Origin of the sequence: Brachybacterium tyrofermentans, from assembly GCF_014897585.1 — a bacterium.
GTDB lineage: Bacteria > Actinomycetota > Actinomycetes > Actinomycetales > Dermabacteraceae > Brachybacterium > Brachybacterium tyrofermentans.
In genome coordinates this window covers 1-10,402 of sequence record NZ_JABUXW010000048.1, presented here as the reverse complement: position 1 = coordinate 10,402, position 10,402 = coordinate 1, and the positions used below count along the sequence as shown (strand labels likewise).

Below are 10,402 nucleotides of genomic sequence, written 5' to 3'. Positions count from 1 at the left end.
CATGCTCCTCATCCTCCCGTGGATTCAGAGCCTCCACCAGACCCGGGGCGATTCACAGGATGCCGCCACGACCTACGCCGAGTCCTATGAGGACGCGACCGTGAAGGTCAACTGGGTGACCGGCGATTACGCCGCCCGGCTCTCGACCGCCCTGCTCTCGGGCGGCGGCGTCGACGTGTTCGAGAACAACGGGATCGCCGTCGACCAGGCGCAGCAGGGGCGATACGCCGACCTGACCGACATCATGGAACCGGTCAAGGACCAGTTCAACGAGGCGTCCCTCGGCCCGGTCACGATCGACGGCAAGATCTGGGGCATCCCCATGATCCTGGACCCGCAGCACTTCTACTACCGCAAGAGCCTGTTCGAGAAGGCCGGCATCGAGCCGCCGACGACCTTCGACGACCTGGTCGCCGCGGCCACCGAGCTGACCACGCCGGATCAGAAGGGCCTGTTCCTGGGCAACAACTACGACGCCAGCTCGTGGGCGATGGTCTGGGCCGCAGGCGGATCCCCGATGAACGAGGCGAAGGACGCGGTCGGCTACAACACCCCCGGCTACGCCGAAGGACTCGGGTCGATCCAGCAGATGATCAAGGACGACGTGCTCCTCACCGGTGCCCCCTCGGACTGGGCGGATCCGGCGGCATTCGCCGCGGGCCTCGCCGCGATCACCTGGGGCGGCTGCTGGGCGCTGCCGGCCCTCGAGGGCGCTCTCGACGACATCGGCGTGTTCCCGCATCCGGCCGTCGGCTCGGACGGCCGCCAGGTCGCCTTCATGGGCTCCTGGAACGAGCAGGTCGCCGGCAACAGCGAGAAGACCGATGCGGCCACGGCGTTCGCCAAGTGGCTGTGGGTGGACCAGACCGATCATCAGACGGACTGGGCGCTCAGCTACGGATTCCACATCCCGCCGATCACCGCGGTCGCCGATCAGGCGGAGGCGCTCAAGGAGGGCAACGGCCTGGAGATCGCGACCATGGCCAAGGACATGGGGGTCACCGGCCCGCCGGAGTACACCGGGGACATCGGCACACCGCGCGACGACGCGATCAGCAACATCCTCAAGAACGGTGCCGACCCGGCCGAGGAGCTGGCGAAGGCCGAGGAGGCCAGCAACCGGGCGATCGGATCGTGAGCGCCCCGTCCGCCACGCGGGCCGACGCCACGGCCGCGACCTCGACCCGCACGGGCCCCACCCGGATCAAGGGGAACGGACTCGCCTTCTGGCTCTTCTTCACCCCGTTCCTGGTCGGACTGTGCGTGTTCACGATCCTGCCGCTGATCTGGGGTGGGACGCTGAGCCTCTTCGAGGCCCGCGGCACCGTGCTGCCCACGAAGTTCGTCGGCCTGGACAACTTCCGCGGCTTCCTCGTCGACACCGCGTTCCTGCAGTCCCTGCGCACCTTCCTCGTGTTCGCGGTGTTCATCGTGCCGGTGACGATGGCGGTCTCCCTCGCGCTCGCCGTGCTGGTCAACGGACTGCCGAGGTTCCAGACCTTCTTCCGCTCGGTGTTCTTCCTGCCCACGGCGTGCAGCTATGTCGTCGCCTGCGTGGTGTGGAGGCTGTCGCTGTTCAACGGGCTCGAGTCCGGGATCGTGAACCAGCTGCTGGGCGTGGTCGGGCTCGACTCGATCTCGGCGTGGCTCTCCGCCTCGCCGTACTGGTGGATCGTGCTGGTCACCGTGCGCCTGTGGCTGCAGGTCGGCTTCTACATGCTGCTGTTCCTCGCGGGCCTCCAGGCGATCCCCACGCAGATGTATGAGGCGGCCTCGGTGGACGGGCTCAACCCCGGCGGCTTCACCATGTTCCGCCTGATCACGCTGCCGCAGCTGCGCACCACGTCCGCCGCGGTGCTGCTGCTCCTGCTCATCGCGTCCTTCCAGGCGTTCGACGAGTTCTACAACCTCACCGGCAACAACCCCGAGACCCGGCCCCCGCTGGTCTACCTCTACAACATCGCCCTCGGCCCCCAGCAGGACTTCGGTCGCGGCTCCGCGGGCGCGCTGGTGCTCACCGCGATCATGGTCCTCGCCGGGCTCCTGCAGACCTGGCTGGTCGGCTTCGGATCCAACGACGACGCCACCAAGCGCCGGTTCGGGTTCCTGCGAGGGCGCCGCCGTCGGCCCGTCGACGCGGCAGAGACAGAGACCGCGGAAGAGCTCGAGGCGACAGGGTCGACAGGGTCGACAGGGTCGACGGAGAAGACGGCGACGCCGGAGAAGGAGGTGCGGCGATGACCGCACAGCTCAACATCGTCGGCCAGAACCGCAGCAGCGTCGGTCTCGTGCTGCGCTATACGGTGGCCTCCGTGCTGGCGCTCGTGTTCCTGGTGCCGTTCTACGCGATGATCAAGACGGCGCTGTCCACGAACGACGAGATCTATTCGCAGGACTTCGTGTTCTGGCCGAGCGATCCGCAATGGCAGCGCATCCCGGAGCTCTTCGCGGATCCGCGGTATCTCGACGCCCTGATGAACTCCGCGATCATGGCGATCGTCTCGACCTCGCTGTCGATCCTCATCGCGGCGCTCGCCGGGTATGCGCTGGTGCGGATCCCGCATCCGGCCGCGAAGCCGATGTTCATCCTGGTCATCGTGGTGCTGCTGGTGCCGGCGACCACGGCGTTCGTCCCGAACTTCATCATCGTCGCCTCGCTCGGCTGGATCGGCACCCTGCAGGGTCTGATCGTGCCGGGCCTGTTCAGCGCCTTCAACGTGTTCCTGTTCCGGCAGTTCTACGTGAACTTCCCGCGGGAGATCGAAGAAGCCGCCTATATCGACGGTGCGGGATTCTTCCGCACCTTCTTCCGGATCGTCTTCCCCAATACGCTGCCCTTCGCCTCCGCGCTCACGGTGCTCGGGCTGATCGGTTCGTGGAACGCCTTCCTGTGGCCGCTGGTGGTGGCGGGTGACGGGCAGAATGCGATGACGGTGCAGATCTATCTGTCCTCGTTCCTCACCGCGCAGACCTTCGACTACGGCGGCCTGTTCATGGCGGCGACCGTCAGCCTGATCCCGGTGCTGCTGGTGTTCTTCGTGCTGCAGCGCTATCTCGTGGCAGGCATCGCGGCGACGGGGCTGAAGGGATGAGGGGCGAGCGCGCGCCCAGCGGGCGGGCCGATCCTGCCGGGCAGACTGAGTTCGTCGGACGGACAGAGCCCGTCGGGCGGGCCGATCCCGCCTGGTCGACACCGCTCGCGGATCCCGCCGTGGTGCGCACGGCCGACGGGTGGATCGCCTACGGGACCGGTCCGGTGGCGGGCGGCCGCGCGGTCCCGGCGGCGGTCTCGTCGGATCTGCAGCAGTGGCGCGGGATCGGCACCGTGCTGCAGGCCCTCGAGCCGGAGGCGGGGGATTCCTACTGGGCGCCCGAGGTCTGCGTGCGCGACGGCATCTGGTGGATGTACTACTCGGTGGGCCATGGCGATCGCGGTCACCTGCTGCGGGTCGCCCGGGCCGAGCGTCCCGAGGGGCCCTTCATCGACCAGGGCGTGGTCCTCACCCCGGATGAGCTGTTCGCGATCGACGCCTCCCCGTGCCGGCTGCCCGATGGCAGCTGGTGGCTGTTCTTCGCCCGCGACGTGCTCGACCATGAGCGGCCGGGCACTCACCTGGCGGCCGCGCCGCTGCTCACGCCGACCTCGCTCGGGGAGACGGCGAGCGTGCTCGCGCCGTATGCGGACTGGCAGATCTTCGCGCGTGATCGGGAGATGTACGGCCGCCGCTTCGACTGGCACACCCTCGAGGGTCCGCACGTGGTGGTGCGCGATGGCGTGCTGCTGATGACCTGGTCAGGGGGTTCCTGGCAGGGGCCCGGCTATCGCACGGCCTGGGCCTGGGCGACGTCGCCCGAGGGCCCCTGGACGGTGCCGGCGCCGGGGGAGGACGTGCTGCTGACGAGCGATGACGAGTTCATCGGGCCCGGCCACAACTCGTGCACCATCGGGCCCGAGGGCCAGGACGTGATCGCCTTCCATGCCTGGGACGAGGAGCGCACCGGCCGCTACCTGCACCTGCGGGAGCTCGAGGTGGGTACGACGCCGCCGTCCCTGGCCGTGAGCCGCCGGGCTCCGTGAGCTGACGGCTTGGGAGAGCAGACAGGTTGGGTGAGCAGACCGGTTGGGTGAGCCGCCGGCCCCGTGTCGCCAGGCTCCAGGAGGCCGCGTCGCCCGCTGTACTGTCCTGCCGCAGCGCCAGGCCAGGTCGAGCCAGGGCAGGCCAGGGCGCCGCGACGGGGTGGGACCGGGAGCGGATCAGCGGGTGTAGGTGAGGATGCGGTAGCGCAGACCGTTCTTCGCCTCGAGCCAGCCTGTCGCCGGATCGGCCGCGGGCGTGCCGAATCGATCCGGCACCTCGGGCGCCGTGGTGTCCCCGTCGACCTCGAGGTCGATCTCGGTGACCACCAGCAGGTCGGCATCCGCGATCGCCTCGCGGTAGACGGAGCCGCCGCCGATCACCCAGATCGTCGGGCGGGAATCGGCGTCGGGCGGTCCCTCGGTCTCGGTCACCTGCCCGGTCGTCGCCACCGTCTCCTCGGCGATCCGCAGCGCATCGGCCAGATCGCGGGCGCGCACGGCGCCGTCGTCGGCGAAAGAATCGTCACGGGTGATGACGATGTTCGTGCGCCCCGGCAGCGGACGGAACGTCGGCGGGAACGACTGCCAGGTGCGTCGGCCCATCACCACGGGCGAGCCCTTCGTGGTGCGCGAGAAGTGCTTGAGGTCCTCGCTCAGGTGCCAGGGCATGGTGCCGTCCGCGCCGATCACGCCGTCGCGGGCCTGCGCCCAGATCAGGCCGATCCGGGGGGAGTGCTCGGTGCTCGCACCGCCACCGGCCGGGAACGGTGCGGCACTCACACCGCCACCGGTGCCTTGATGCCCTTGTGGTGCTGGTAACCGTCGATCTCGAAGTCCTCGAGCTCGTAGTCGAGGATCGACTCGGGTCGGCGCGCGATCGTCAGCGTGGGGTAGGGGAACGGCTCGCGGGAGAGCTGCCGCGTCACCTGCTCGACGTGGTTGTCGTAGATGTGGCAGTCGCCGCCGGTCCACACGAAGTCGCCCACCTCGAGGTCGGTCTGCTGGGCGATCATGTGGGTCAGCAGCGCGTAGCTGGCGATGTTGAACGGCACCCCGAGGAACAGGTCGGCGCTGCGCTGGTAGAGCTGGCAGGAGAGCTTCCCGTCGTGCACCTCGAACTGGAACAGCGCATGGCAGGGAGCCAGCGCCATCTTCGGGATGTCGGCCGGATTCCAGGCCGAGACGATGAGGCGGCGCGAGTCCGGGTTCGTGCGGATCTGCTCGACGACGTCGCTGATCTGGTCGATCACGCCGCCGTCCGCCGTGGGCCAGGAGCGCCACTGCGCACCGTAGATCGGGCCGAGGTCGCCGTCGGCGCCCGCCCACTCGTCCCAGATGCTCACGTCGCGCTCCTGCAGCCAGCGCGCGTTGGTGTCGCCGCGCAGGAACCACAGTAGCTCCAGGATGATCGAGCGGGTGTGCACGCGCTTGGTGGTGATCAGCGGGAAGCCCTGGGAGAGGTCGAAGCGGATCTGTTTGCCGAAGAGGCTGCGGGTGCCGGTGCCGGTGCGGTCGCTCTTGGCGTTGCCGGTCTCCATGACCTCGCGCAGCAGGTCCTCGTAGGGGGTCGGGATGGTCACCGGGGGAGCTCCTCGAGACAGGGTGCGGTGGGTGCGGTGGGTGCGGTGGATGACGGGGTGGTCGGAGCGTGGTCGCCGGCCGCGCGATCCGTGGATTCACGGATCACCAGCGAATACGGGGTGTCGGCGATCCGGGGCGGCCCGTCGAACCCTTGGATGCGCTCGGTCAGCAGATCCAGGGCGGTGGCGGCGAGGGCATGCTTGTCCGGGGAGATCGTGGACAGCGGGGGCGAGGCGAACGGGGCGTCGGGGGTGTCGTCGTAGCCGATCACGGCGATGTCCTGCGGCACGCGACGGCCCAGTCGGCGCAGGTGGGCGAGGACTCCGATCGCGAGGTCGTCGTTGCCGCAGACGATCGCGTCGAGGTCCGGGTGCCGGGCCATCAGGTCCTGCGCACCGGTGAACCCGTCATGGCGATGCCAGTCGTCGACCGCCTGCACGAGGCCGGCATCCGGCTCGACCCCGTGCTCCTCCAGGGCGGCGACGTAGCCGTCCCGGCGCAGGGAGCCGGAGCTGTGCGGCTGCAGGCCGTGCTTGGTGGCGATCGCGCCGAGGAACGCGATGCGCCGCCGGCCCGACTCGAGCAGATGGGTCGTGGCGTCGAAGGCGGCGGCGGCATTGTCGATCCGCACGTAGTCGCTGCCGTGGGGCAGCTTCTCGGGCAGGTGCTCGCCGATGAAGACGGTGGGCTGCGTGGTCTGCTCCATGCGCGCGAACACCTCCTCCTCGATCAGCAGCGGATTGAAGATCACGCCGTCGCCCACCACGCGGTTGAATCCCTCGAGCACGGTGCGCTCGGCCTCCCGGCCGCCGGACGTCGAATGCAGGACGACGGTCTGGCCCCGTCGTTGCGCCTCGTCGATGAACTGCTGGGCGAGGTCGGAGAAGTAGGAGAAGGTCAGGGCCGGCACCGCGAGCGTGATCATCTTCGAGGCCCCGGTGCGCAGCTGCTGCGCCGCGGCCTGCGGGCGGTAGCCGACCTGCAGGATCGCCTCGCGCACCGTCTCCCGGGTCGAGTCCTTCACGTGCGGGTAGTCGTTGACCACGTTGGAGACGGTCTTGATGGAGACGCCCGCGAGCTCGGCGACATCGCGCAGCGCCGGGGGGCGCTTGCGGCCGGAGGCGGGGTGCAGGGGCATGGGGTCGATTCTCGCACCTGGAAAGAGGCGCGCGGGTGAGGTGCGGTGGTGAGCGGGCCGACAGGCCGACTGAGGGGGTGGACCGGATCCCGGAGACCCGTTGACGTGGTCACGACGGTATGGAAAGGTTATTGCAACGTTGTAGAACTGGCTAACGTTGTAGAACGGGCCGTCGCACAGCTGCGCACGGACCGGAGCCCCTACCCTCCAGAAGGACGCCGACACCGATGTCTTCGCACGTCTCCCTGACCCTGAACCCCGCCTTCCGCGTCGCCCCCGTGCGCCGCCGCACCTTCGGCGCCTTCGTCGAGCACCTCGGCCGCTGCGTCTACACCGGCATCCACGAGCCGGGCCACCCGTCGGCCGACGAGGACGGCTTCCGCACCGACGTCCTCGAGCTCACCCGCGAGCTCGGCGTGAGCTCCGTGCGCTACCCGGGCGGCAACTTCGTCTCCGGCTACCAGTGGGAGGACGGCGTCGGGCCTGCCGAGGACCGCCCCACCCGCCACGACCTCGCCTGGCACTCGAGCGATCCCAACACCGTGGGTCTGGACGAGTTCATGACCTGGGCGAAGAAGGCCGACGTCGAACCGATGTACGCCGTGAACCTCGGCACCCGTGGGATGGAGGAGGCGCTGGACGTGCTCCAGTACGCGAACGCCCCGCAGGGCATCGCGCTCTCGGACCAGCGCGCCGCCAACGGGCACCCCGAGCCCTACGGCATCTCGATGTGGTGCCTGGGCAACGAGATGGACGGCCCCTGGCAGGCCGGCCACAAGACGGCCGAGGAGTACGCCCGCCTCGCGACCGAGACCGCCCGTCTCATGCGCCAGGAGAACCCGGACCTCGAGCTGATCGTGTGCGGCTCCTCGAACTCGCAGATGCCCACCTTCGGCGCCTGGGAGAACACGGTCCTCACGGAGGCGTACGACCAGGTCGACATGGTCTCCGCCCACGTCTACTACTCCGAGAAGGACGGCGACCAGGCCTCCTTCCTCGCCTCGGCCGACGACATGGACCACTTCATCGACTCCGTCGTGGCCACCGCCGATCACGTGCGCGCCAAGCTCAAGCGCGACAAGCGCATCATGATCAGCTTCGACGAGTGGAACATCTGGTACCAGCACCGCGCCGAGTCCCGCCCGCCCAGCGGTGACGACTGGCCGGTCGCGCCCGTGCTCCTGGAGGACACCTACAGCGCGATGGACGCGGTGGTGTTCGGCAACCTGCTGATCTCGCTGCTGCGCCACAGCGACCGCGTCGCCTCCGCCTCGCTCGCCCAGCTCGTCAACGTGATCGCCCCGATCATGACCGAGCCCGGCGGCGGCGCGTGGAAGCAGACCACGTTCCATCCCTTCGCGCTCACCTCCCGCTACGCGGTGGGCGAGGTGCTCGACGTGCGCCTGGACGCCCCGAGCTTCGAGAACCAGCGGTTCGGGTCGAGCTCCGCGGCCGACGCCGTCGCCACCTGGGACGACGAGACCGGCACGCTCGCCGTGTTCGTCGTGAACCGCGGGGCCGACGCCCCCCTCGCCCTGGACGCGGATCTCGCCTCCTTCGGCGACCTCGAGGTCGTCGAGGCCCTCACCCTGCACCACGAGGACCCCTACGCCACGAACACCCAGGCCGCGCCCGAGACCGTGGTCCCGGCGGTCAACGACTCGGTGCGTCTGGAGGGAGGCCGCCTCGTCGGCGACCTGCCCGCGATCTCGTGGACCCTGGTGCGTCTGGCCCGCCCGGCAGCCTGACGCCCGCCGCCTGATCCCGGCTGCCTGACCCCGGCTGCCTGATCTCGTCGGCCGGTCCCGATCCGTTCCTCCCGCGGGAGCGGGTCGGGCCCGGCCGTCTGCCTCACCGCCCTGCCGCCCGACGCCCTGCCGCTCGACGTCCTCCGAGGAGAACCCATGACCGCCCGTGCCCGCACCCTCACCCCCGGGCTGGTCTCGGCCCTGAGCCCGACCGCCACCGGTTCCCCCGCCGCCGGCGCGACCGGGTCCACCGGCCCGTCCAGCACTCCGACGGGCGGCCCTGCCCGCGTGGTCGTCGACCTCGACCTGCCCGGCTCCACCATCAGCCGTCACCTCTACGGCCACTTCGCCGAGCACCTCGGCCGCTGCATCTACGAGGGCTTCTTCGTGGGTGAGGACTCCGAGATCCCCAACACCCGCGGCATTCGCGACGACGTGGTCGCCGCGCTGCGCGCGCTGAAGATCCCGAACCTGCGCTGGCCCGGCGGCTGCTTCGCGGACGACTACCACTGGAAGGACGGCATAGGCCCCCGCGAGGAGCGGCCCCGCATGGTCAACTCCCACTGGGGCGACATCGTCGAGGACAACTCCTTCGGCACCCACGAGTTCATGGACCTCGTGGAGCTGCTCGGCACCGAGGCGTACGTCAACGGCAACGTCGGCTCCGGCACGGTCGCCGAGATGAGCGAGTGGATCGAGTACCTCACCCGCGCCGACGACTCGCCGATGGCGTCCCTGCGCCGCGAGAACGGACGCGACGAGCCCTGGAAGGTGCCCTACTTCGGCATCGGCAACGAGGCCTGGGGCTGCGGCGGCAACATGCGGGCCGACGACTACGCGGCGCTGGCCCGCCAGTACTCCACCTACGTGCGCGATCACGGCGGCAACGAGGTCACCCGCATCGCGGCCGGTGCGAGCGATGACGACTTCGCGTGGACCGAGGCGCTCATGCGGGCCGCCACGAACCTCGAGAAGCGCGACGGGAAGGCCGGCCCCTACCAGGCCATCTCGATGCATTACTACACGATGTCGGGCCCCTGGGAGGACAAGGGCAGCGCCACCGAGTTCACCGAACAGGAGTGGTACCGCACCCTCTCCCGCGCCGCCCGGGCCGAGGAGCTCGTGGCCCGCCACGCCACCGTCATGGACCACTACGACCCGTACAAGAAGGTGGGCCTGGTGTTCGACGAGTGGGGCACCTGGTGGAACGTGGAGCCCGGCACCAACCCCGGCTTCCTGTACCAGCAGAACACCGTGCGCGACGCCCTGGTGGCCTCGATCCACTTCGACGGCTTCCACCGCCATGCGGACCGCCTGCTCATGGCGAACATCGCCCAGACCGTGAACGTGCTGCAGGCGATGATCCTCACCGATCCCGACTCCGGCGCCCTCGTGCTCACCCCGACGTACCACGTGTTCGCGATGAACGCCGGGCACCAGGACGCCCGCGCGCTCGCCGCCCACGTGCTGCTGCCGGAGGAGCCCGCCGAGGTCGACGGCCGCGCCCTGCCGATGATCTCCGCCTCGGCGTCCACCACCGGGTCGACCGCACTGATCTCGCTGTCGAACCTGGATCATGCGCAGGAGCGCACCCTCGTGCTGGACCTGCGCGGACGCACCGTCGCCGGGCACACCGCGCGCGTGCTCACCGGTGCGAGCTCCGCCGCCCACAACACCCCCGAGCAGCCCGAGGCGGTCGCCCCGGCCGAGCTCACCGACGTCCGCGACCACGAACGCGGCCTCGAGATCACCCTGCCCGCGCACTCCTTCGTGACCGTGGAGCTCCAGCTGGGGGAGTGAGCCTGGGCTCTGGGCTCTGGGCTCTGGGCTCTGGGCTCTGGGCTCTGGGCTCTGGGC

General features: G+C 69.7%; 9 protein-coding genes. 6 read left to right on the top strand and 3 right to left on the bottom strand.

The window, feature by feature from the left end:
* The 4 genes from INT49_RS20120 to INT49_RS20105 all read left to right on the top strand — a co-directional run.
* Positions 1-1,138, top strand: a 1,138-nt coding sequence (locus INT49_RS20120) for an ABC transporter substrate-binding protein (RefSeq protein ID WP_193119521.1), incomplete at its 5' end; no start/stop codon positions are given.
* On the top strand, positions 1,135-2,241 hold the full coding sequence (locus INT49_RS20115) for a carbohydrate ABC transporter permease (RefSeq protein ID WP_226851079.1): 1,107 nt from the start codon (positions 1,135-1,137) through the stop codon (positions 2,239-2,241). The genes INT49_RS20120 and INT49_RS20115, both read left to right, overlap by 4 nt.
* Positions 2,238-3,092 (top strand): carbohydrate ABC transporter permease, encoded by an 855-nt coding sequence (locus INT49_RS20110; RefSeq protein WP_193119520.1) that lies wholly within the window; start codon positions 2,238-2,240, stop codon positions 3,090-3,092. Before INT49_RS20115 ends, INT49_RS20110 begins: the two co-directional genes overlap by 4 nt.
* Positions 3,089-4,078 carry a glycoside hydrolase family 43 protein gene (locus tag INT49_RS20105; RefSeq protein ID WP_193119519.1) on the top strand — a complete coding sequence of 330 codons (990 nt, stop codon included), beginning with the start codon at positions 3,089-3,091 and terminating at the stop codon, positions 4,076-4,078. Before INT49_RS20110 ends, INT49_RS20105 begins: the two co-directional genes overlap by 4 nt.
* Positions 4,079-4,255: 177 nt before the next feature.
* On the opposite strand, the gene INT49_RS20100 is transcribed toward INT49_RS20105, so the two are convergent.
* Genes INT49_RS20100 through INT49_RS20090 form a run of 3 tightly spaced genes read right to left on the bottom strand, consistent with a single transcriptional unit; the run spans position 4,256 to position 6,797 of the window.
* The gene (locus INT49_RS20100) at positions 4,256-4,858 is read right to left on the bottom strand and encodes a dihydrofolate reductase (protein ID WP_193119518.1); all 603 of its coding nucleotides are present in this window, start codon (positions 4,856-4,858) and stop codon (positions 4,256-4,258) included.
* Positions 4,855-5,658 carry a thymidylate synthase gene (locus INT49_RS20095; RefSeq protein WP_193119517.1) on the bottom strand — a complete coding sequence of 268 codons (804 nt, stop codon included), beginning with the start codon at positions 5,656-5,658 and terminating at the stop codon, positions 4,855-4,857. The genes INT49_RS20100 and INT49_RS20095 overlap by 4 nt, the downstream gene beginning before the upstream one ends.
* Complete coding sequence (locus INT49_RS20090) at positions 5,655-6,797, bottom strand: LacI family DNA-binding transcriptional regulator (RefSeq protein ID WP_193119516.1); 1,143 nt, start codon at positions 6,795-6,797, stop codon at positions 5,655-5,657. The genes INT49_RS20095 and INT49_RS20090 overlap by 4 nt, the downstream gene beginning before the upstream one ends.
* 227 nt (positions 6,798-7,024) lie before the next feature.
* On the opposite strand from INT49_RS20090, the gene arfA reads away from it, so the two are divergent.
* Positions 7,025-8,545 (top strand): arabinosylfuranosidase ArfA, encoded by a 1,521-nt coding sequence (arfA, locus tag INT49_RS20085; RefSeq protein WP_193119515.1) that lies wholly within the window; start codon positions 7,025-7,027, stop codon positions 8,543-8,545.
* 156 nt (positions 8,546-8,701) lie between these two features.
* On the top strand, positions 8,702-10,345 hold the full coding sequence (locus INT49_RS20080) for an alpha-N-arabinofuranosidase (protein WP_193119514.1): 1,644 nt from the start codon (positions 8,702-8,704) through the stop codon (positions 10,343-10,345).
* Positions 10,346-10,402 lie beyond the last annotated feature (57 nt).

What these genes read in the sequence shown, in the direction of transcription:
- INT49_RS20110 (WP_193119520.1), top strand. Translation starts at nt 2,238, where the DNA reads ATGACCGCACAGCTCAACATCGTCGGCCAGAACCGCAGCAGCGTCGGT.
- INT49_RS20105 (WP_193119519.1), top strand. Translation starts at nt 3,089, where the DNA reads ATGAGGGGCGAGCGCGCGCCCAGCGGGCGGGCCGATCCTGCCGGGCAG.
- INT49_RS20090 (WP_193119516.1), bottom strand. Translation starts at nt 6,797, where the DNA reads ATGCCCCTGCACCCCGCCTCCGGCCGCAAGCGCCCCCCGGCGCTGCGC.
- arfA (WP_193119515.1), top strand. Translation starts at nt 7,025, where the DNA reads ATGTCTTCGCACGTCTCCCTGACCCTGAACCCCGCCTTCCGCGTCGCC.
- INT49_RS20080 (WP_193119514.1), top strand. Translation starts at nt 8,702, where the DNA reads ATGACCGCCCGTGCCCGCACCCTCACCCCCGGGCTGGTCTCGGCCCTG.